We start from the raw sequence: 21319 nt of genomic DNA, 5'->3' as shown, positions 1-21319 counted from the left end.
CGACGTGAAAGGATGGCGTGTTCACCGACGTATCTTCACCGACGCATCAACTGGAGCGATGTTCCATCATGACTCAAGACGCTTCGCCTGAGCCGCCGCCCACTGGCAACCGGCCCGACCTCGACAGCCTCGATGCAGCGCTCAGTCACGTGGATCAGCAGGTATCGTCCGGCGGCATTGCCTCGGGCGCGGCGAGAGGCATTCTGTACAGCCTGATCGAAACGCTCGGCACGTTGGTGGGCGATCCCGATCTGCCGGAGCACGCGCGTTCGGGTTACGAAGGGCTGCTGGAAGCCGCTCGCGAATTGCGCGCGAAGCTGGATCGCTGAAGCAGAGGGCGCCGCCGTGGCACGCGATGATCGCGGACGGCGGCATGTCCACGCGTTGCACCGCTCCCCAGCGATCCTGTCTTCTGTGATAAAAAGGTGCGCTGTTTCCGCCATTGCGCCTCTCCCATGTTCCCTGCGACTGCATTCGCGCTGCTGGCCGTCGGTATCATCGTCGTCCTGATCACGCCGGGGCCCACCAACACGCTACTGGCCGCGGCCGGTTTGCGTCACGGCGTGCGACCCTCCTTGCCGCTGATTGCCGGCGAACTCGCGGGCTATCTCGTGTCGATTTCCGCATGGGGACGCTTTCTCGCGCACGCGTCGCATGCGCTGCCGTGGTTGCCGTCGCTGCTGCGTGTGGCGGCTGGCCTCTACATCGCCTACCTCGCCGTCGATATGTGGCGTGCGGCAGTTGCGTTGCCCGAGTCGCCGCAACGCACGAGCGGCATGCGCATGCTGTTCGTGGCGACGTTGCTCAATCCGAAAGCCCTGCTGTTCGCGGGCACGATCTTTCCGCCCATCGCCTTCACGCAGATGCCTGCCTATGTTCTCGCGATGCTGACGTTCGTGTGCCTCGCGGTGCCGATCGCGCTCGCGTGGATCGCGTTCGGCGCGGCGCTCGGCAGCGGCAAGCTGTGGCTCGATCCGGTGAAGATGCAGCGCGGCGCGTCGATCGTGCTGGGCGTGTTTTCGCTGTCGCTCGCGTGGGCGGCGCTGCATTGAGCGTGCGTTCGCGCCGCGGTGGGGTCACGCTTTTGCATCGCTGTCGGCGCTCAATGCTTCGAGCCAATCCGGCGGCGCCGAGGTGATAGCAAGTTGCGGGGTGCCGTGCCACTCCGCGCAACGTTGCAGCGCGCGGCGCAGATCGCCCGCAAGACGGGCGCTCAGACGCACGCCCGGTTCGATATGCAGCGACTTCAGTTCGAAGATGCCCTGAGCCCGATGCGCCTTCGCATCCACGCGACCGACCAGACGGCCCCGGCTCAGCAGCGGCAACACGAAGTAGCCGTATTTGCGTTTCGCGGCGGGCGTATAGCATTCGATCACATAGTCGAAATCGAACAGCGCGGCGGCGCGCTTACGATCCCACACCACCGGATCGAACGGTGACAGCGCCGTCGTGACCGTCGATGCGAGCTTGCCGCTCGCCGCGTCGTCGAGCAGCGGCGCGAAGTCACGATGGACGAACGTGTCCTGTTTCCAGCCTTCCACTTGCACGGGGATCAGTTCGCCCGCGTCGGCGAGCGCATGCAACTCGTCACGATAGGGACGGCGCGGCAGCCGGTAGTAATCGGCGACCCAATCGGCACGCGCGACGCCGAGCGCGCGGCAGGTACGGCGCAGCACTTCAGTGGTGACGCTGTGGGCCGGCGGCAGATCGCGGGCGTCATCCCAACCCGGCAACACGCGCTCGGTCAGGTCGTAGACGCGATGGAAATTGCGGCGCTCCGCGACCATCAGCTGGCCGATCGCGAACAGCACTTCCAGATGACGCTTCTCCGGCTTCCAGTCCCACCAGCCGTTACTCGTTCCCGTCTCGCGGACGAAATCCGCCGAGCGCACCGGACCCGTCGCGCGGATCTGCGCGAGCAGCGTCTCGATGTCCCCCCGATGTTGCTCGTGCCACTCGGCGGCGTATTTCCAGCCCATGCCGCTCGGATCGAGCATGCGATGACGCAGCAGCCCGTAATCTTCGATCGGCACGAAACAGGCCTCGTGCGACCAGTACTCGAACAGTTTGCCTTCGGCGAGATGTTCGTCGAGCCATTGCGGCGGATACGCGCCGAGCCGGCTGAACAGCACGAGATAGGGGCTGCGCGCGACCACGTGAATCGTGTCGATCTGCAATTGCGCCATGCGGCGGATCGTGTCGAGCACATCGGCCTTGACGGCCTTGCGACGCGGTGGCGTCAGCAAACCTTGCGCGGCCAGATGGAGGGTGCGGGCTGCGGAGAGCGGCAGAGTCTTCACGCGGGCGTTGGTCAGTGTGACTGCGAAGGGAGCGGGCGGGCGGCCCGGCCTGATCAGCAGCCGCTACTGTAGCGTGAATACGGAGGATGAATCGGAGCGGGCGCGAACCCCGCAGCGCCTGCCGACCTTACCAGCCGTGCCCGTGATGCCGCTCCCAGCCGCGATGGCGACCGTGGTCGTGATGCCAGCCGCGGCCGCGATAGTAATCGTCCCGGTAGCCGTACCCGTAGACCGGCTGCGGCGCGTAGACGACCGGCGGCGGTGCATACATGACGGGCGGCGCGGCATACACCGGGCCCGGCGTATTGACGAACACGCCGACGTCCACCCGCGCCAGCGCGGCAGTCGATGCGCAGGCGGCAGTCAGGCCGAAGGCGGCGAATACGATCGCGCGTTTGATCATGCGAATCTCCATATCGAAAGAGCCGGCCATTCGCTGTCGAACGGCTGACATCCATCTTACGAAATGGGGAGGCGCACAGGTGCAACGAGTTGAACACGTGTGTAACAGCAGGTTACCCGCCGCAGCCTCGCACGCCTGACGGCGTGAAGGCCCGGCGGGTTGCTCGGCTCAGGCGCCCAGCGCGACCGCTTCAGCGGCGGACACCGCCAGCAGCTGATGGATTTGCGCGACCACGGCCGCGCCTTCCCCGACCGCCGCCGCCACCCGCTTGGTCGAGCCGGCGCGCGCGTCGCCGATCGCGTACACGCCTTCGACCGTCGTCCCGAGATCGCAGCTCGTCGCCGCTCCATCCGCGCCGGTGCCGGTCAGCACGAAGCCCTTGGTGTCGAGTTGCACGCCGCAGGTGCGCAGCCAGTCGGTGTTCGGATCGGCGCCGGTGAAGAGGAACAGATGCCGGGTGTCGAAGTGATCGACACCGTCGGGCAGCGGCTTCTTCAGGCCGACCGAGGCCAGCCCGCTTTCGTCCGCTTCGAGCCGGCCGATCTCCGAATTCGGATGCACGAACACATTCGGCAGCGAGCGGATGCGATCGATCAGATAGCGCGACATGGTGGCTTCAAAACCGCTTCGGCGGATCAGCACGTGGACCTTGGCCGCGTGCGTCGCCAGATAGACGATCGCCTGGCCGGCCGAATTGCCGCCGCCCACGAGCACGATTTCCTGGCGCTTGCAGAGCTTGGCTTCGACCGGTGACGCCCAGTAGTAGACGCCGCGTCCGTCGAAGCGGTCGAGACCATCGAGCGCCGGCCGCCGGTAAACCGCGCCGCTCGCGATCACGATCGTGCGCGCGGTGATATGCCCGCCGCACTTCAGTTCCAGCCGATACGGCGACTGGGCGCAATCGAGCGCCTTCACGTGGACCGGAATCGCGACATGCGCGCCGAACTTCTGCGCCTGCACGAATGCGCGGCCCGCGAGCGCCTGCCCGGAGATGCCGGTCGGAAAGCCCAGGTAGTTTTCGATCCGCGAGCTGGCGCCGGCCTGGCCGCCGGGCGCGCGGCTGTCCAGCACGATCACCGACAGGCCTTCCGACGCCGCATACACCGCGGTCGCCAAACCCGCCGGCCCGGCGCCGACGATCGCGACGTCGTAGACATGCGAGTCGTCGAGGTCGGGCAGCAGGCCGAGGCAAGTGGCGAGTTCCGGCATGCTCGGATGACGCAGCACCGAGCCGTCCGGACAGATCACGAGGGGCATGTCTTCCCGCTGCGCGGCGAATTGCTCGATCAGGCGCAACGCGTCTTCGTCGCGTTCGTCGATCACCGAATGCGGATGACCGTTGCGCGACAGAAAACCTTGCAGCATCACGAGCCGCGCGTCGCTGCTGTTGCCGATCAGGATCGGCCCGCCCGCGCCCTTTTCGATCAGCGACACGCGCCGCAGGATCAGCGCGCGCATGATGCGCTCGCCGAGTTCGGCCTCGGCGACGAGCAGCGCACGCAGCCCCTGAGGCGGAATCAGCAACGCTTCGACGCAAACGAGTGCGAGGCCGTTCACCAGTGCGGGCCGTCCCGACAACTGACCGACCTCGGCAAGAAAATGCCCCGGACCATGTTCGCCGATCACCACTTCGCGCCCGATGCCGTCGCGCTGATAGACCTTCACGCGTCCTTCGAGCAGGACGAACATGCCGGGGCCGGTGTGGCCGGTCTCGAACATCAGTTCGCCGGCCCTCCAGTGGCCGATCTCGCCGAACCGGCGCAGGCGGTCGATTTCCGCGCAGGTGAGTTGGGGGAACATCTGGTGCATGCGCGTCGAGAGCGACGAAAACGGCGCATCGGCGACTACCGCTTGTTGTCCTTCAACGTCTTGAGTCGGAACTTCCTGAATCGAAAGCATTGAACCGCTCCTTCGGTGTTCATTGATAGAGCGAACGGGAGGCGCCGCGGTGCGCCGCCGCGCCAAGGCGGGGGCGCTCGCTGTCGAACCGGGCTAGACGGCCTTCGGTTCGATGTCGTCGATCGCCACTTCGGGTGGCGGCATGTCGCGCAGCGCTTCGACCGGCTTGCCCGAATCGCGCCAGGCTTCCATGCCGCCGCGCAGCGGCAGCACATCCGAGAAGCCGGCCTCGTTGAGTTGCTTGGCCATCCATGCCGCGGAAATCTCGTTCGGGCAGGAACAGTAGATCACCAGTTTCTGGTCGTGCGGATAGGTCGCGACGATCTCGTCGAGTTGCCGCTCATCCGCGAATTTCGAGCCGGGAATGACAAACGGGTCGAGCTTGCGCTTCTCATGCGAACGGATGTCGAACAGCACCGGCATCTTGCCCGCCGCGAACAGTTTGGCGAGTTCGTCGACTTCGATGCGCGCGGACGCGAGCTTTGAAATCAGCTGACGGCGCCGGATCCACCGGTAAGCCGCGTACGTCAGCAGCAGCACGACGGCGACGAGCGCCGCCGTGCGCCCGAGCCGCCCGGCGATCACGAAGAGCATGTCGATCTGCCGCGCGAACAACGCGCCGATGATCAGCCCCGTGCCGGACCACAAGGCGGCGCCGATGCTGTCGTAAGTGAGAAAGGTGCGGTAGCGCGTGCCCATTGCGCCGGCCATCGGAATCGACACGATCGACAGGCCCGGCACGAACTTGGCCACGGCCAGCACGCGCACGCCCCAGCGGCCGAAAAAGCGCTCGGTCTTCTTCACGCAGGTGTCACGCGAGAGCGACAGGCGGCAGATGGTCTTCAGCGTGTTGCCGCCGTAGATGCGGCCGGCGAGATACCACGCGCTGTCGCCGATCAGCGTAGCGAATATCGACAGAATCAGCACCGGCAGTATTTGCGTGCCCACCGAGCCCGGATGCATCGCCGCCATCGCGCCGAACAGCACGAGCGACGGCATCGCCGGCACCGGCAGCCCAATAGAGGCGGCCAGCACGTTGGCGAAGACGAGCGCCGGCCCATATTGCTCGACGAGATCATGTAGCATCGACTTACATCCACGACCCTTGCGGGCGCGGCGCAGTAAAGGAAAGCAAAGCTGAATGCAAGGATTATGGACGCATTTTCAAGACGTGCAAACGGCTTGAAAATTTGCCCGATATCCGGGTATGGATTGCGCCCCGGCGGCGTGCCGATGGTTTAGCGCGCGGATTAGCGGCGCGAGCGGAACAATGAGAAAAGAGCGAGGCTCGCTTTCGAGCCAAGGCGCGGATCAATGTCGCCGAACGTGGGCGAGCCTCGACTCCGGACACACCCGCATTTATTCCCGGCTGGTGAACCGGCTACAACAACAGGCAACACGCGGCACGCGCGAACGAGCGCCATGCCGCGCACATCAGTTCATTGACGATGGTTGTGCTGTTCGCCCGGCAATTCGGCGCCATGCGCGCGGATCGCGGCAATCAGCTCGGCCGGCGTGATTTCGTAGCGCACTTCGCGGTGTATGCCCGGCTTGCGCTCGTCGACCTCGACCAGAAGAATGCCTTTGCCGTCTTCTGTCGATTCGAGGCGCAGCGAGCGGAGTTCGCGAGCCGTTGCGTCGTCGTATTCGGTGAGCAGGGCCATTGACCCGGAGGACCCGGTGATGCGCATCGAGGTTGTCCTTGTTCCGTTGTTGATCGAGCCATTGTACGGGCAGGGTGGCGCGCCGTCTGTCGCGCGATGGTCACGCTTGCGTGGCGGCTCGCGCGCCTGCCTGCATCGCCGGGATGCCGCAGCGTGTTGCCTGGCGCGGTTCGCCGGACAGCGCATGCCGTGACAGCCAAGCGTGGTGTTCAGTTTAACGCGACTCACCGCCACGACGGATGCATTTTTCATGCCCCGTGGCGGTGCGATCCTTCTCCCTGACTGTCATGCTGCTGACGCACGAGCCGGTTAAAGCCGGGCAGGCTAGCGCGGCCCGCGCAGCCGCTCCAGTTCGTCCAGCTCGGCGGCGCGCAGCGGGGCGTCGGCGGCGAGAAAAAACTCGTCGAGTTGCGGCGGTGCGGCCGGGGTGCCGCTCAGCATCGCATGCACTTGCCCGCGATGATGGATCTGATGGACAAACAGATGCGGCAGCACGCCCCCGATGGTCTCATGCTGGATGCCCACCGATGGGCCGCGGTCGATCCGCACGTCGCGTTGCAGATCGTCATCGGCGAGCGACTCGCAGAAGACGAGCAGCCGCTGATCGCTCCGCGCTTGTGCATCGAACAGGTCGGCTGCGCGCGGATAGGGCAATTCGTTGTCGAAAATGGTGAGCCCTTCGCCGCCGTCGATCAGGGCGTCGAAGTAATACCGGTCCACCAGCAGAATGTGATTCAGCGTGAGTTGCAGCGACGGGAAAAAGCTCACCCTGCGCTCGGCGAACGCTTCGTCGGTCAAGCTGCGGCAGGCGCGGTAGAGGCGCAGATTCGACCACGCGTTGTTGCGCGCCATCGCGGCAAAATGCGCGGCGAGCGGATTGGCGTGTGCCGGGTCGGAAGAAGTCACGTCGGTCTCCTGTGATGGAAATCGTCGTAGGGCGAACTCCAGTGTGAGCGGAGCATCGGCGCGTGGCAAGTCCCGCGCGACTCCCGTATTTCCTCACCGTTCAGTCGCCGCGTCGAGCGGGTGACGGCGCATCGCGGGCACTTCAACACGCCTCGACGACCCAACCGGCGCGCAAAAAAATAGCCCGTCCGGAATGGGGCGGGCCACTAAACGCCGTTGTTACTCGGGTCAGCCTGCCCCTGCAACGATGGGTGCTGACGATGTCATCCTCACGCGCCAATAGTAGGCTGTCGAGGTGGGAGTAACGCCGATCTATCAGACCAATGTCGCTTCTTCGCGCTCGACGTCGAGCGCGTTTGCCTGAGTGCCAGGCATGGCGTGGCGCGTGACGCCCGACGCCACGCGGCTCGCAGCGTCGGCCGCATCGCCCCGGCGTGTCGCGCTCGCGGCGCGCGGCGTGGACGCGGCCTCGGCGACCGTGAACAGACGCACCGCTTCATCGAGCACGTCGGCCTGTTCCGCGAGACGTTGCGCGGTAGCCGCCGCCTGCTCGACGAGCGCCGCGTTCTGCTGGGTGGCGCCGTCCAGATGCGAGACCGCCTGATTGACCTGGCGAATCCCCTCGGCCTGTTCGCTGCTCGCGTTGGCGACTTCGACGATGATCGACGACACGCGGCCCACCGCCTCGTCGATCGCGCGCATCTGCGAGGTGGTGCGCGCGACCAGTTCCGTGCCCGCGGCCACTTCGCTCGCGCTCGCCTCGACCACCGACTTGATTTCCTTCGACGACGCCGCGCACCGTTGCGCCAGCATCCGCACTTCGCCCGCGACGACCGCGAACGAGCGGCCCGCTTCGCCCGCACGCGCCGCTTCGACGGCGGCGTTCAGCGCGAGGATGTTGGTCTGGAACGCGATGCCGTCGATCACGCCGGTGATGTCCGCGATGCGCCGCGACGCCTCGGTGATGCCGGCCATGGTCTGCTCGACCTGGCCTGCGATCCTGCCGCCTTCGGCCGCCGCCGCCTGGGCGTCGCGCGCCAGGTCGAGCGCGCGTCCGCTGGCGTCGGCGTTGGCTTGCACGGTGGTGGTCAACTCGTCCATGGTGGCGGCGGTCTCTTCGAGCGACGCCGCCTGCAACTCGGTGCGGCGCGCGAGGTCGACGTTGCCGCTGGAGATTTCACGCGCATTGTCGAGCATGCCGGTGATCTGCGCGCGCACGTCGTAGACGATCGCCGCGAGATTCGCCTTCAGTTGGTTCAACGCCTGCAGGACGTCGCCGAGATCGTCGTGACGCGCGATCTGCAGATCGGCGGTCAGGTCGCCTGCGGCGAGGCGGGTCGCGAAGCCCGACATGTCGTCGATCGGCGCGGCCAGCTGGCGTGTCAGCACGCGCCACGACAGGACGCTGATCGCCGTGGCGACGCCGAACGCGATCCAGAAGGGCGCGGGCGGCGTGCCTTGCCATGCGGCGAGACCGGTCAGCAGCAATGCCAGCGGTGTGAGCGCGTAGCCGGCCGCCGCGCGTGTCGCAACCGGCAGACGCATCAGCGCCTGCAAACGTCCGGCGAGACCGGTGCGCACCACCACGCCCCGGCGCAACGCCACGCCGCGTGCCTCGCCCGCGCGCATGCGTGCATACAACGTGTCGGCGGCGCGCACCGCTTCACGCTCCGGCTTCACGCGCACGCTGAGGTAGCCGACCACCGCGCCGTTTTCGACCACCGGCGTGACGTTGGCGCGAACCCAGTAGTGATCGCCGTTCTTGCGGCGGTTCTTGACGAGAGCGGTCCACGGACGGCCTTCGCGGATCGTCGTCCACATGTCGGCGAAGGCTTCGCGCGGCATATCCGGATGGCGGATCAGATTGTGCGGCTCGCCGATCAGCTCGTCGCGCGTAAAGCCGGACACGGCTATGAAAGCGGGATTGCAGTACTGGATGCGGCCGCCCAGATCGGTCGCCGACACAAGCATGTGGGATGAGGGGAATTCGTACTCGTGCCCGGTGACAGGCTGATTGTTGCGCATGGCTTTCCTTGCTGATGCTGACGCGCGTGGGCGCGGTGCTGACATGAGTGCAAGGAGTAACGGCAATTAACCCCGCGAGCTTGAGGGTCTCCCACTAAACCACTCAGGTTTATGGAGCCTGAAGCCGTTAATGCAGGGTTAATTTGATGGGGGGCGAAGTCGCTGTCGACAATGGCGGCGAAAGGGGCGTGGCGGGATCGGCGCGCGCTTCGCCCGAGACGGCTTCCAGCGCTGGCGCGAACGAGCAGCGCAACGACGGCCAGCGCGAGCGCGGCTTCGCGGGGCAGGACGCGAAGTGGGTGTCGCGCCGGGTGCGGCTCACGGGCGGCGGCGTTGTCGCCGACCGCTCCCGGACATACCCGGCCGCCGCACATCGAGCTCAGCCCGGCCGCTTCGCGACGAAGTCGATCTCAACTAGCGCATCGCGCGCGAGCGCGGTGACGCCGATGCAAGTCCGCGCGGGCAGCGCATCCGCAGGAAAGTAGGCGCGGTAGATCGCGTTCATCGACGCGTAGTCGCGCTTGAACTCGGTCAGAAAGATGCGCGCGGCGACCACGTGCTGCAAGCCGAGGTCGAGGCCTTGCAGCACCAGCACGAGGTTGTCCATCACCCGCCGCGTTTGCGCGACGACGCCGTCCGGCAAGGGCGCATCGTCGTCGGTGGGCGAGGTCGGCATCTGGCCGGTGACGAACACCCAGCCGTCGGCTTCGGTGGCGTGGGAGAAAGGCCCGACGGGCGTCGGGGCCTGCGGGATCATCCAGAAGGTGGGGCTCGAGGTCATGGGAAGGGTCGGCGTAGCGTATCGATGATTGTCGAAACGCTACGCTAACCGACCAAAACTCCCCGTGGCGCGCCGCGTGGGTGGCTGAGCGCTGGGCTCAGGCAGCCGCCGCGCGACGCATGACGTCAAACCAGTCCGGTCGCGTAATAAACCGCGATCACGAAGAACACGGCCAACGTCTTGATCACCGTGACCGCGAAGATGTCGCGATACGACTGGCGGTGCGTCAATCCCGTGACCGCCAGCAGCGTGATCACCGCGCCGTTGTGCGGCAGCGTGTCCATGCCGCCGCTCGCCATCGCGACCACGCGGTGCAGCACTTCCAGCGGAATATGCGCGGCTTCGGCGCCCTTGATGAACACGTCGGACATGGCTGCGAGCGCGATGCTCATGCCACCCGACGCCGAGCCCGTGATACCCGCGAGCGTGCTCACCGAAACCGCCGCGTTGACGAGCGGATTGGGGATGCTCTTCAAGGCGTCGCTCACCACGAGGAAGCCAGGCAACGCCGCGATCACGCCGCCGAAGCCGTATTCCGACGCGGTGTTCAACGACGCCAGCAACGCGCCCGCCACCGCGGCCTTGGTGCCGACTGCGAAGCGCGAGCTCACGCGGCCGAACGCCGTGGCCACGACCATCACGATGCCCAGCAGCAGCGCGCCCTGCACGGCCCAGATGCCGACCAGGCTTTTGACCGTGGTTTCGACCGGCGCATGAAGGCCCGGCAGGATCTCCGGCGTGATCGTGAAGGTCGGGCCGTACCAGGTGGGAATCCAGCGGGTCAGCAGGAAGTTCGCCACGCCCACCACCACCAGCGGCGCGACGGCGAGCAACGGATGCGGCAGTTCCTTCGATTCGACGCGTTCCGGCTCATTGACGAGTTCCGTGCCATAACCTTCGCCCGTCGCCATCGCGGCGCGGCGGCGCCATTCCAGATACGTGAGACCGACCACGATGATGAACAGAGAGCCGATCACGCCGAGCGTGGGCGCGGCCCACGAGGTGGTCTTGAAGAAGGTGGTCGGGATGATGTTCTGGATCTGCGGCGTGCCCGGCAGCGAATCCATCGTGAACGAGAACGCACCGAGTGCGATGGCGCCGGGCATCAGACGCTTCGGAATATTGCTCTGGCGATACAGCTCCGCCGCGAACGGATAGACCGCGAACACCACCACGAACAGCGACACGCCGCCGTACGTGAGCAGCGCGCACACCGCGACGATCACCGCATTGGCACGCGAGCGGCCGATATAGCGGATGGCCGCCGCGACGATCGACTCCGAGAAACCGGACAGTTCGATGACCTTACCGAACACGGCGCCGAGCAGGAACACCGGGAAGTACAGCTTCACGAAGCCGACCATCTTGTCCATGAAGATGCCGGTGAAAACCGGCGCGACGGCGGCGGGCTCGGTCGCCAGAACGGCGGCGAGCGCGGCGATTGGCGCGAACAGAATGACGCTGTAGCCGCGATACGCGGCAAACATCAGAAACGCCAGCGCGGCGAGGACGATGACAAAGGACATTGAGTCTCCAAAGCTTGGTTGTTCTACCTATAAGCCATCCTGACGGTGTGTCGGCACGGCGCCCGCAAAATGCAGGTTCCGTGCCACACCTACGGCCCCGGCCGATGCGTCGGTTTCGCAGGCCGATGCGGAAAGCATGGTCGCGCCGATTGTACCCAAACGTCTACAAAACGGGACGCAAATCCGCTGAAGATCAGTCGAACTGAGGTTAAACCCTTATGAATCAGGCTTGCTGGTGATCTCTTCGATGAGATAAGCTTGTCTCCAAATTGAGACAACCACAATTAAAACGATAGCCGGAGACAGCGACAACATGATGAATGACTGGGCGGGCCTGCCTGCGACCTACGGCGACGTTCTGCGCCGGGCAATGGAGTCGCTCTTTCGCACGTTCGAAAACTTCAGCGAAGGCACGTTCATCGTCGACGCCGACGCGCGCGTCGTCTGGATCAACAAGCGTTATGCGGCGCGCTTCGGTTTCTCGGACCCGCAGCAGGCGATCGGCCGCGACTGCGAAGCGGTGATCCCCAACAGCCTGATGCGCGAGGTCGTCCACACGGGCAAGCCGATCCTGCTCGACATCATGGAGACGGACCGCGAACCGCTCGTCGTGACGCGCTTGCCGCTCAAGGACGACGCGGGCGCAACGGTCGGCGCGGTCGGCTTCGCGTTGTTCGATGAACTGAAGGCGCTCACGCCGCTCTTTTCCCACTACTCACGCGTCCAGGAAGAACTGATCGCGACGCGCAAATCGCTCGCGCAGGCGCGCCGTGCGCGCTATACATTCGGCAGTTTCGTCGGCACCAGCGCGGCATGTCTCGAAGTGAAGCGCCGGGCGCGCCGCGCGGCGCAGCTCGAATCGCCGGTGCTGCTGCTCGGCGAAACCGGCACGGGCAAGGAACTCCTCGCGCATGCGATTCACGGCGGCTCGGCACGCGCGAATCAGCCGCTCGTGACGGTCAACGTCGCGGCGATCCCCGACACCTTGCTCGAAGTTGAATTTTTCGGCGCCGCGCCCGGCGCGTATACCGGCGTGGACCGCAAGGGGCGCGTCGGCAAATTCGAACTCTCGAACGGCGGCACGCTGTTTCTCGACGAAATCGGCGATATGCCGTTGCCGCTGCAGGGCAAGCTGCTGCGAGTGCTGCAGGACAAGGAATTCGAGCCGCTCGGCTCGAACCGGATCGTGCGCGCCGACGTGCGGATCATCGCCGCCACCTCGGCCGATCTGCCCGCGCTGGTCGCGGCGGGACGTTTTCGCGCGGACCTGTTCTATCGGCTGAACGTGCTGACGATCCATGCGCCGCCGTTGCGCGAGCGGGCGTCCGACATCGAAGCGCTGGCTTACACGATGCTCGAGGATCTGTCGACGCAGACACGCAGCGGCGGCCACTTCGAATTGCAGGACGATGCCTTGCGCTTGCTGTGTTCGTATGGATGGCCGGGTAACGTGCGCGAGTTGCGCAACACGCTGGAGCGGGCCGTGATGCTGTCCGACAGCGAGCGGATCGACGCACGGACGCTGGCGCCGTTCATCGGCTCGGCCCAGGCCGGGGGGCAGCGTTCCAACGAGCCCGACGCGGTCTCCCGCGTGCTCGCGCCGACGCAGCCACAGGCGCCGGATGCCGGGGCCGGCGCGCCCGCGCCGGCCTCGTGGAGCGACGCGATGGCCGCATTCGAAAAGCGCTTCCTGAGCGACGCTTTGCGCGCCAACGGCGGCCGCGTGATCGACACCGCGAACCAGATCGGCATGGGCCGCGCGACGCTCTATAAGAAGATCGCGGCGTACGGCATCGAAGTTTGAAAAGTCCCGCGTTGCCGGGTGACGCAGCGTAATTGCCGCGTGGCACAATCGCGGGATCGAAAAACAAGACGTGACCGGGGTTTCAAATGAAACGCAATCTCTCCTCCTTCGCGCGCCGGGCCTGCGCCACGCTGGCGCTCGGCGGTATGGCCGTGCTGAGCGGTTGCAGCAGCAGCGCGCCGCTGTTTCTGCCGGATGGCCGCGCCACCACGCTGGTGCAATGCCCGGCCGGCTCCGATTCCTGCTCGCAGCAAGCCAGTGCCAGTTGCGGCGGCGCGTTCGACGTGGTCCGCCAGTCCACCCAGAGCGGCACGCTCAATCTGATCTACGCCTGCCGAGCGAAGTAACGCGCATTCGCACGATGCCGGTGTACAGCTGGCGACGTTGGCCTGACCCACATTCCCGACTTCGGCCCGCGACCCGGCAACGAGCGCGGGCGCCACATGCTCCAAACCTACCGGAAGCATTCACCTCTTTGCGCCATGTTCATCGCGAAATGCACATGGCCGTCATAAACAGCTGTGTTTAATGTGAATCCGATTGCGGGTTATTATGCGTATCAAGTTTTAACGACGATTTTGCAGTCCATCCGGGAATTGTTTCCGTTAGCGTCAATGCGAATATGACTTAATGTCCGATTGGATCATCGGACGAGGTCGGTGCGGAACCTAACGGAACATGAGGCTTGTCGGCAGTATTATTTTCCTATGGTTCGGAATTTAACCAACAAGCATATTTTTCCGGATTTTTCTGACGTGGCAGACAGTCAGGAAGGATTTTCCGTTTTGCGAACATGCCCGTGGGGCTTGACGGCGGCACGTTCCCTGCTTTCATTCATGCTTTGAAACTAATTCAATAGAATACGGGGAAGCAATGAATCATCATCAACTTGAAAAAGATATCCAGCATCTAGAACACGTTATTTCGCATATTTCCGCTGAAGACCGCATCCCGCTGTCCTATTGGCGCAACCGGATCGACTCGGTTTCGGACGCGGTCCGTGTGCCGGCGCAAGCCAGTCGAATCAAGCGGCTGAATGATGCGCTGTCGGCATTGGAAGAGCGGCAAAAAAATTAATACCGGCGACAATGCGTAGCCGTCGTGTCGCCTTGAAGCCCGTAACGATTACTGCGGGAGCAAGGGAACGTCGCGGCTCGGCACTTCGCGCCATTCACCCAGGAGCAGCATGCAACCACCAGCAGGATTATCCGCGACCCGGCTGACGGCCTTGACCCACGCGCTGCAAGGCTATGTGGAACGCGGCGAAGTGGCGGGCGTGGTGTCGATGGTATGGCGGCGCGGCGAGATCGGTTATTTCGAGCCGCTCGGTTGGCGGGACGAAGCCGCGCAGCTGCCGATGGAGCGCGACACGCTGTTTCGCATCGCCTCGATGACCAAGCCGGTGACCAGCGCCGCGATCCTGATGCTGATCGAAGAAGACCGGCTCGCACTCGACACGCCGATTTCGCTGTGGCTGCCCGAACTGGCCGCGCCGCGCGTGCTGCGCGATCCCGCCGGGCCGCTCGACGAAACCGACCCGGTCAGAGCGCCGCTCACCGTGCTCGATTTGCTGACGCATCGCGCGGGCTTCGCGTATCACTTCACCGCGACCGGGCCGTTGGCCGAAGCGTACGCGGCCGCTTTCAACGGCTTCGAGGCTCATGCGGACGGCGATGCCTGGCTCGCCCGCATCGCGGCATTGCCGCTGATGTTCCAGCCAGGCTCGCGTTGGCACTACGGCATCGCGACCGACGTGCTCGGCGTGCTGATCGAACGCGTGAGCGGCATGCCGCTCGGCGAGTTCTTCCGCACGCGCATTTTCGAACCGCTCGGCATGCGTGATACCGCGTTCTGGGTGCCCGACGCGCAGTTGGCGCGGCTGGCCACCGCCTATGGCGTCGAGCCGGGTACGCGGCGGCGCGTCGTCGAGGATCATCCGTCGACGAGCCGCTGGGCGAACCCCGCGCGCTTCCAGAGCGGCGGGGGCGGCCTCGTTTCGACGGCGCAGGACTATCTGCAATTCGCGCAACTGCTGCTCGCACGCGGGCGCGTCGGTGCGACGCGTTTGCTGTCGCATCGCTCGGTCGATCTGATGCGCTCCAACTTTCTGACCCGTGACCAGCGTCGCCTGCCGGCTTTCGGGCACGTGTTGTGGGCGGGGCAGGGCTTCGGCCTCGGCGTGTCCGTCGTCGATGACCCGGCGCAGCAACTGCCGCTCGGCTATCGCTCGATGGGTTCGTTCGGCTGGCCGGGCGCGTTCGGCACGAGCTGGTTCGCCGATCCGGTCGAAAATCTGATCGGTCTCATGCTGATCCAGCGGCGCGCAATCGAACCCTTCCCGATGGCGCTCGACTTCGAACGCCGCGTGTACGATGCCATTGACGACTGAGTGCAGAAGCCGCCGCCACTGAGTCGTTCCGTATGGAACGGCGCGCGGCTGCGGCCCACTCTATCCGGCACTTTATTCGTCTGATAGTGTGCCCCCCGAGGACTTCCTCCGGGGCGTCCGCACAGCAATTCATTCAAACAGATGGGGGGAGCACCGCCATGGCCTCGTACAAACAGTTGACTGCCCAGCTCGAAAAACTCCACAAGGAAGTCGCAGCGGCCCGCGAAAAGGAAGTTGCGCAGGCAATCGCCGACATCAAGCAGAAGGTTGCCGAATACGACCTGACCGCCGAAGAGCTCGGCTTTACCAGCCAGCCCAAGCCGGCGCGCAAAGCAGCCGGGGTGTCGGTGGCCAAGTATCGCAACCCGAAAACCGGCGAGACATGGAGCGGTCGCGGCCGCTCGCCGGCCTGGCTCGCGGGCAAGAATCGCGAGCGTTTTCTCATCGATCTATGACGTGTGCCACCGCGCGGCGCCTTGCCCGCCGGGCGTGACGCGCCAGCGCATGACGTGGCGAGTTGTCTGAAGTGACGCAGCGTGGGGCGAAAGTCGCACCGCTGCGCGAGTCCCGAAAACACTCACCTTTGACACCAACCTGAGCTCGGGCACTGCGCTTTTCAACACGACATTCCTCACGGCCGGTTGTTTCGGTGAGCCAGGTTTTGTCGCGTGACGCACCTCGCGGCGCGGCTGCCGCGAACGGCCCCGCGTGCTCGCCCGGATTCTTCCAAAACCCGCGCCATCCCTTGCTGGCGGGCGTTCCCAGGTAATACGAAAGATTCCCCCGCACGTTCTGCTGGATGTTTCGTGATGGTCCGCCGCGTGTTGCGTTCTTGTGAGGTTCGCCTCGGAGGTGCGCGAACCACGCTTGTCCAGCTTCACCTTTCGACGCGCCGCGACGCTCGCCATCGCCAGTCCCGAAAACTCTCACCTTTGCGAGTCGCCGCGCTCCTCCGCGCCAGATAGGTGAGGCGCGCGATCCATTTGCGCATGCCGAATAGTCGCTGCTTCACCCCGCCGCATGGCCGCGCGTCGACCGGCACGGGCGACCCTGTTTCCCCTCGCGCCGCCCCGGGCGTGTATCATTCGTTCCCTGCGCTGTTCTGCGCTGGCGATTCCCGTATTGTCGAACGTCTGTTCGTGACCTGTTTCCGACGCGGCGAAGTCTGCCAGTCGATGCGGGTTCCGGCCCAAGTCCCGCAGCCCGACGCCGCCGCGCAAGGCGCGGCATACCGGCCGCCACAGGCTGCCGGGAACCGCCCGAACCCCCTTTCCGTGACCGCCAGACCTGATGTCAGTCTCCGAACTCAAACGCCGCCGCACGTTCGCGGTTATTTCCCACCCGGACGCGGGTAAAACCACGCTTACCGAAAAACTGCTGCTGTTCTCGGGCGCGATTCAGATCGCCGGTACCGTGAAGGGCCGCAAGAGCAATCGCTACGCGACGTCCGACTGGATGGAGATCGAAAAGCAGCGCGGCATTTCGGTCGCCAGCTCGGTGATGCAGTTCGAGTACGGCGACGCCGTCATCAATCTGCTCGACACGCCGGGCCACGAAGACTTCTCTGAAGATACCTACCGCGTGCTGACCGCGGTCGACGCCGCGGTCATGGTGATCGACGGCGCGAACGGTGTCGAAGCGCAAACGCTGAAGCTGCTCGAAGTCTGCCGCAGCCGCAAGACGCCGATCGTCACCTTCATCAACAAGCTCGACCGCGAAGTGCGCGAGCCGCTCGAACTGCTCGACGAGATCGAGCAGCATCTTGGCGTGGCGGCCGTGCCGTTCACGTGGCCGATCGGCATGGGCAAGGAATTCCAGGGCGTCTACGACATCCAGCGAGATCAGGTTCGTGTGTTCCGTGCCGGGCAGGATACGGCGGGCGGCGCGGTGGAAACGCTGCAGGGCTTGAGCGACGAGGAAGGCGAGCGCCGTTTCGGCCATAGCTGGACGAAAGCCAAGGAAGAGATCGACCTGATCACCGGTGCGACGCCCGACTTCGATCGCGAGCAGTTCCTGGCCGGCCAGCAGTCGCCGGTGCTGTTCGGCTCGGCGATCAACAACTTCGGCGTGAAGGAAATTCTCGACGCGCTGGTCGATCTCGCGCCGCCGCCGTCGATGCGCATGACCGTGCAGCGTCCGGTGCTGCCGGACGAGCCGAAGTTTACCGGCGTCGTGTTCAAGGTGCAGGCGAACATGGACCTCGCGCACCGCGACCGCGTGGCGTTCATCCGCGTGTGCTCGGGGCGTTTCGAGCGCGGCATGGCCGTGAAGGTCACGCGTTCGAACAAGACGTTCCGCGCCAACAACGTGGTGACGTTCCTGTCGCAGCGCCGTGAGACCGTGAGCGAGGCGTATCCGGGCGACATCATCGGTATTCCGAATCACGGCACGCTGAGTCTCGGCGATACGCTGACCGAAGGCGAGCAGTTGCAGTTCGTCGGCCTGCCGTTCTTCGCGCCGGAAATTTTCCAGACCGTGGAAGTGGTGGATCCAATGCGCGCGAAGCAGCTCGGCGAAGCGCTGAAGCAGCTCGGCGAAGAGGGTGCGATTCAGGTGTTCCGTCCGGAAGTGGGCGGCATGATGATTCTCGGCGCGGTCGGGCAACTGCAGTTCGAGGTGGTGTCGCATCGTCTGTCGACCGAGTACAAGGTCGACGTGCGGATGGCGCCGGCGCGTTACCGGCTCTCGCGCTGGGTGACCTGCGACGACGCCGCCGAACTGCGCCGCTTCACCGATTCGTACGCGGCGCGGATCGCGCTCGATGCTTCGGATGCGCCGACGTATCTGGCCTCGCACGTGTCCGAAATCGAAGTCGCGCAAAAGGCGTGGCCGAAGATCGTGTTCAACGAACTGCGCGAACACTCGGGTGCGCCGTTCCGGAAGTCGATGTGATTGCCAGCTGCGCATGAATGAAGAAGCCGCGTCGACGACGCGGCTTTTTTTTGCCAGCCTGGTTCGACGCGCGAGCCAGGGTCTTGACGCCAACATCCGCGCAAGCGCGCGACTTCGCCTATGCTGACTGAGACACGCGCCGGGCCGGCGCGTCCTCCTCACTTTCGCGGAGTGCCAGTGACCGTACGCAATCTCGACGCCCTGTTTCGACCCAAATCCGTCGCTGTGATCGGCGCCTCCGAGCGGCCCGGCAGCACCGGCGCGATGGTGTGGGCGCGTGTGCTGGAAGGCGGCTTCGGCGGGCCGCTGTGGCCGGTCAATCCGAAGTACGAGACGCTGGGCGGCCATACCGTGTTCGGCGACGCCGGCGATCTGCCGCAGGCGCCGAGCGTCGCGCTGATCTGCACGCCGCCCGCCACGTGGCCGGCAATCATCCACAAGCTCGGTGGGCTGGGTACGCGGGCCGCGATCATCGTCGGCGAAGCGCGCAGCGATGACGACCGGCTCGCGCTGCGGCACGCGTTGTCGGCGGCGCGGCCGCATCTGCTGCGCATTGTCGGGCCGGGCAGTCTCGGGGTGGTGTCGCCCGCGCTGCGCGCGCATCTCGGCGCGCCGTCGTGCACGGTCAAGGCGGGCGGCGTCGCGTGGGTGTCGCAATCGAATGCGCTGACCAATGCGGTGCTCGGTTGGGCGCAAGCGCGCGGGCTCGGTTTTTCGCATGCGGTGGCGCTTGGCGATGAGGCCGATGTGGACGCTGGCGACGTGCTCGACTACCTGGCCAGCGACCCCGGCACGCGCGCCATCCTGCTCGAACTCGATACCGTGCGTGCAGCGCGCAAATTCATGTCGGCGGCGCGGGCGGCGGCGCGCAACAAGCCGGTGCTCGCGTTGCGCTCGGGCCGCACCGATCCCGCCGATGCGCTCTACAGCGCCGCGTTCCGGCGCGCGGGCATGGTGCGCGTCGATGCGCTCGATGATCTGCTCGACGAAGTGGAGACGCTCGGCGTCGGACGCGTGGCGGCCGGCGGGGCGGCGACGCTGATCACCAGCGACAGCGGCCTCGCGACGCTTGCCTGCGACGCCTTCGCCGCCGCAGGCGGCATGCTCGCGCCGTGGCCAGACGAAGCCTCGGACGCGTTGCAGCAGGCGCTGCCGCACGCGGTCGGCGGCAATCCGCTGCAACTCGGCGACGACGCGCGTCCCGAGCATTTCGGCGCCGCGCTCAAACTGCTGGCGGAGCATCGCAGCACCGGCACTGCGTTCGTGGTCCACGCATCGACGCACGGCGCGCCGGTCGGTGAAGTCGCGCAGGCGCTGATCGAGAATCAGCGCTTCGCCTATCGCGGCTTGCTTGCCTGCTTCTTCGGCGGCCTGGACGCCGCCACGCGCGACGCGCTGCACGCACAGGGCATTCCGGTTCATACGACGCCGCAGCGGCTCGCACGCGCGTTCGCCCGTCTGGTCGATTACCGGTTGGGGCGCGAACTCCTGATGCAAACACCGGAGGGATTGCCCGCGCGGATTCCCGACGCGATCGACGCGGCTCAGGCGCAGGCTTGCGCCGCGCTGAACGCGGGCGAACATGAGTGGAAGGGCGAAGCGGCGGCGCGGTTTCTCGAACGATTTGGGTTGCAGGTGGAAGCGGACGCGGAAGCGGGGAGCGGGTTGGAGAGCGCAGGTAATGCCGCCGCTGCGCAGACGCCCACGCAACGAGCGGCACGAGCGCTCAAAGCATCTGCTGCCACATCCACGGCGGACTGCGCTGAAGACAGCGACAGGTCGTCCGCAAAACCGGTGGTCGACATCGCTATCGAGCTTCACGACGACGACAACTTCGGCCCGGTGTTCCGCTTCACCGCGCCCTCGGCCGACGGCGTGTCCGAGGCGCTGCGCGTCTACGGCCTGCCGCCACTGAATCCCGTGCTCGCGCGCGACATTGTCACGCGTTCGCGCTACGCGCGGCTGGTCGCGCCGGAGCCGGCGCTGACGGCACTGACGGCGCTCTCGCAGGCGGCTTGCGACGTCAAGGAGATCGTCGCGCTGGCGCTGACGTTGAGGGTCTACAGCGACCATGTGACCGTGGTCGATCCCGTGCTGAGCCTCGCCGCCAAACGAAGCCGCCTCGCGATCGTGCCTTACCCGCGCCGCTTCGAAGAGACGCTCGACTGGCAAGGCTTGCGCGTGACGGTGCGGCCGATCCGTCCGGAAGACGAGGCAGCGCATCATGATTTCGTCGAAGCGATGACACCCGAGGATCTGCGTTTGCGCTTTTTCGGCGCAGTGGGCAGCTTCGACCACTCGCAACTCGCGCGCATGACGCAGATCGACTACGACCGCGAGATGGCGCTGATCGCGACAGTGACGTCCGACGAGGGTTTCGTGCGGACCTTGGGGGTGGTGCGCGCTGTCTCCGATCCCGACAACGAGACCGCCGAATTCGCGGTCGCCGTGCGCTCGGATCAGAAAGGCCGGCGCCTCGGTCAATTGCTGATGGAGCGGATCATCAGCTACGCGCGGGTGCGCGGCGTCCATTGGCTGGTCGGAGAGGCGCTCCGCGAAAACGGCGCGATGATCGCGCTGGCCAAACGCTGCGGGTTCACGATCACGCGGACCGAAGACCCGGGGGTGGTGGGGTTTCGGATGGCGCTGGAGGAGACGGCGGGTAGGGAGGGCTAAGGGCGCGAAACTGTCTGGATTCCGGGTAATTCCGACGTTCGACCGGCCGCATCC

General features: G+C 65.6%; 18 protein-coding genes. 9 read left to right on the top strand and 9 right to left on the bottom strand.

Going from position 1 to position 21319, the window contains the following annotated elements; genetic code table 11:
- The first annotated feature begins 68 nt into the window (after positions 1–68).
- Both ACZ9H4_RS03825 and ACZ9H4_RS03820 read left to right on the top strand, forming a co-directional pair.
- Positions 69–329, top strand: coding sequence for a hypothetical protein (locus ACZ9H4_RS03825; RefSeq protein ID WP_408141818.1), 261 nt, complete (start codon positions 69–71; stop codon positions 327–329).
- A 126-nt stretch (positions 330–455) separates the two neighbouring features.
- A complete protein-coding gene (locus ACZ9H4_RS03820) occupies positions 456–1052 on the top strand; it encodes a LysE family translocator (RefSeq protein WP_408141817.1) in 597 nt (198 codons plus the stop codon).
- Between the two features lie 24 nt (positions 1053–1076).
- On the opposite strand, the gene ACZ9H4_RS03815 is transcribed toward ACZ9H4_RS03820, so the two are convergent.
- The 9 genes from ACZ9H4_RS03815 to ACZ9H4_RS03775 form a co-directional block, all read right to left on the bottom strand.
- On the bottom strand, positions 1077–2300 hold the full coding sequence (locus ACZ9H4_RS03815) for a winged helix-turn-helix domain-containing protein (RefSeq protein ID WP_408326642.1): 1224 nt from the start codon (positions 2298–2300) through the stop codon (positions 1077–1079).
- 127 nt (positions 2301–2427) lie between these two features.
- Positions 2428–2703, bottom strand: coding sequence for a hypothetical protein (locus ACZ9H4_RS03810; RefSeq protein ID WP_408141813.1), 276 nt, complete (start codon positions 2701–2703; stop codon positions 2428–2430).
- Between the two features lie 168 nt (positions 2704–2871).
- The gene (locus ACZ9H4_RS03805) at positions 2872–4602 is read right to left on the bottom strand and encodes an FAD-dependent oxidoreductase (protein WP_408141811.1); all 1731 of its coding nucleotides are present in this window, start codon (positions 4600–4602) and stop codon (positions 2872–2874) included.
- Positions 4603–4695: 93 nt separating this feature from the next.
- The gene (locus tag ACZ9H4_RS03800; protein WP_408141809.1) at positions 4696–5688 is read right to left on the bottom strand and encodes a DedA family protein/thiosulfate sulfurtransferase GlpE; all 993 of its coding nucleotides are present in this window, start codon (positions 5686–5688) and stop codon (positions 4696–4698) included.
- A 353-nt stretch (positions 5689–6041) separates the two neighbouring features.
- The gene (locus tag ACZ9H4_RS03795; RefSeq protein WP_121320058.1) at positions 6042–6293 is read right to left on the bottom strand and encodes a hypothetical protein; all 252 of its coding nucleotides are present in this window, start codon (positions 6291–6293) and stop codon (positions 6042–6044) included.
- A gap of 297 nt (positions 6294–6590) precedes the next feature.
- Entirely contained in the window at positions 6591–7118 is a 528-nt protein-coding gene (locus ACZ9H4_RS03790) for a DinB family protein (protein ID WP_408142071.1), read from the bottom strand.
- A gap of 369 nt (positions 7119–7487) precedes the next feature.
- Complete coding sequence (locus tag ACZ9H4_RS03785; RefSeq protein ID WP_408141806.1) at positions 7488–9197, bottom strand: methyl-accepting chemotaxis protein; 1710 nt, start codon at positions 9195–9197, stop codon at positions 7488–7490.
- 379 nt (positions 9198–9576) lie between these two features.
- Positions 9577–9978, bottom strand: a complete 402-nt coding sequence (locus tag ACZ9H4_RS03780; RefSeq protein WP_121320060.1) for a RidA family protein — start codon at positions 9976–9978, stop codon at positions 9577–9579.
- 125 nt (positions 9979–10103) lie between these two features.
- Positions 10104–11504, bottom strand: coding sequence for a GntP family permease (locus ACZ9H4_RS03775; RefSeq protein ID WP_408141804.1), 1401 nt, complete (start codon positions 11502–11504; stop codon positions 10104–10106).
- Positions 11505–11817: 313 nt separating this feature from the next.
- Between ACZ9H4_RS03775 and ACZ9H4_RS03770 the strand changes: the two genes are divergently transcribed.
- From ACZ9H4_RS03770 to ACZ9H4_RS03740, 7 genes are all read left to right on the top strand, one after another.
- Complete coding sequence (locus tag ACZ9H4_RS03770) at positions 11818–13308, top strand: sigma-54 interaction domain-containing protein (protein ID WP_476118261.1); 1491 nt, start codon at positions 11818–11820, stop codon at positions 13306–13308.
- An 86-nt stretch (positions 13309–13394) separates the two neighbouring features.
- Positions 13395–13655 carry a hypothetical protein gene (locus tag ACZ9H4_RS03765; protein ID WP_408141802.1) on the top strand — a complete coding sequence of 87 codons (261 nt, stop codon included), beginning with the start codon at positions 13395–13397 and terminating at the stop codon, positions 13653–13655.
- A gap of 526 nt (positions 13656–14181) precedes the next feature.
- On the top strand, positions 14182–14385 hold the full coding sequence (locus ACZ9H4_RS03760) for a hypothetical protein (protein WP_408141801.1): 204 nt from the start codon (positions 14182–14184) through the stop codon (positions 14383–14385).
- A gap of 109 nt (positions 14386–14494) precedes the next feature.
- On the top strand, positions 14495–15697 hold the full coding sequence (locus tag ACZ9H4_RS03755; protein WP_476118260.1) for a serine hydrolase domain-containing protein: 1203 nt from the start codon (positions 14495–14497) through the stop codon (positions 15695–15697).
- Between the two features lie 158 nt (positions 15698–15855).
- On the top strand, positions 15856–16152 hold the full coding sequence (locus ACZ9H4_RS03750) for an H-NS histone family protein (RefSeq protein ID WP_408141799.1): 297 nt from the start codon (positions 15856–15858) through the stop codon (positions 16150–16152).
- 835 nt (positions 16153–16987) lie between these two features.
- The gene (locus tag ACZ9H4_RS03745) at positions 16988–18589 is read left to right on the top strand and encodes a peptide chain release factor 3 (RefSeq protein WP_408141798.1); all 1602 of its coding nucleotides are present in this window, start codon (positions 16988–16990) and stop codon (positions 18587–18589) included.
- A gap of 177 nt (positions 18590–18766) precedes the next feature.
- Positions 18767–21265 carry a bifunctional acetate--CoA ligase family protein/GNAT family N-acetyltransferase gene (locus ACZ9H4_RS03740; protein WP_476118259.1) on the top strand — a complete coding sequence of 833 codons (2499 nt, stop codon included), beginning with the start codon at positions 18767–18769 and terminating at the stop codon, positions 21263–21265.
- The last annotated feature ends 54 nt before the right edge of the window (positions 21266–21319 follow it).

The organism is Paraburkholderia sp. TE9906, assembly GCF_056279605.1.
This window is presented reverse-complemented; position numbering and strand designations above follow the sequence as displayed.

Coding starts and splice junctions, on each gene's coding strand:
- ACZ9H4_RS03745 (WP_408141798.1), top strand. CDS start 16,988: ATGTCAGTCTCCGAACTCAAACGCCGCCGCACGTTCGCGGTTATTTCC.
- ACZ9H4_RS03755 (WP_476118260.1), top strand. CDS start 14,495: ATGCAACCACCAGCAGGATTATCCGCGACCCGGCTGACGGCCTTGACC.
- ACZ9H4_RS03775 (WP_408141804.1), bottom strand. CDS start 11,504: ATGTCCTTTGTCATCGTCCTCGCCGCGCTGGCGTTTCTGATGTTTGCC.
- ACZ9H4_RS03820 (WP_408141817.1), top strand. CDS start 456: ATGTTCCCTGCGACTGCATTCGCGCTGCTGGCCGTCGGTATCATCGTC.
- ACZ9H4_RS03750 (WP_408141799.1), top strand. CDS start 15,856: ATGGCCTCGTACAAACAGTTGACTGCCCAGCTCGAAAAACTCCACAAG.
- ACZ9H4_RS03805 (WP_408141811.1), bottom strand. CDS start 4,602: ATGCTTTCGATTCAGGAAGTTCCGACTCAAGACGTTGAAGGACAACAA.
- ACZ9H4_RS03800 (WP_408141809.1), bottom strand. CDS start 5,688: ATGCTACATGATCTCGTCGAGCAATATGGGCCGGCGCTCGTCTTCGCC.
- ACZ9H4_RS03760 (WP_408141801.1), top strand. CDS start 14,182: ATGAATCATCATCAACTTGAAAAAGATATCCAGCATCTAGAACACGTT.
- ACZ9H4_RS03795 (WP_121320058.1), bottom strand. CDS start 6,293: ATGCGCATCACCGGGTCCTCCGGGTCAATGGCCCTGCTCACCGAATAC.
- ACZ9H4_RS03780 (WP_121320060.1), bottom strand. CDS start 9,978: ATGACCTCGAGCCCCACCTTCTGGATGATCCCGCAGGCCCCGACGCCC.
- ACZ9H4_RS03785 (WP_408141806.1), bottom strand. CDS start 9,197: ATGCGCAACAATCAGCCTGTCACCGGGCACGAGTACGAATTCCCCTCA.
- ACZ9H4_RS03765 (WP_408141802.1), top strand. CDS start 13,395: ATGAAACGCAATCTCTCCTCCTTCGCGCGCCGGGCCTGCGCCACGCTG.
- ACZ9H4_RS03810 (WP_408141813.1), bottom strand. CDS start 2,703: ATGATCAAACGCGCGATCGTATTCGCCGCCTTCGGCCTGACTGCCGCC.
- ACZ9H4_RS03825 (WP_408141818.1), top strand. CDS start 69: ATGACTCAAGACGCTTCGCCTGAGCCGCCGCCCACTGGCAACCGGCCC.
- ACZ9H4_RS03790 (WP_408142071.1), bottom strand. CDS start 7,118: ATGGCGCGCAACAACGCGTGGTCGAATCTGCGCCTCTACCGCGCCTGC.
- ACZ9H4_RS03770 (WP_476118261.1), top strand. CDS start 11,818: ATGATGAATGACTGGGCGGGCCTGCCTGCGACCTACGGCGACGTTCTG.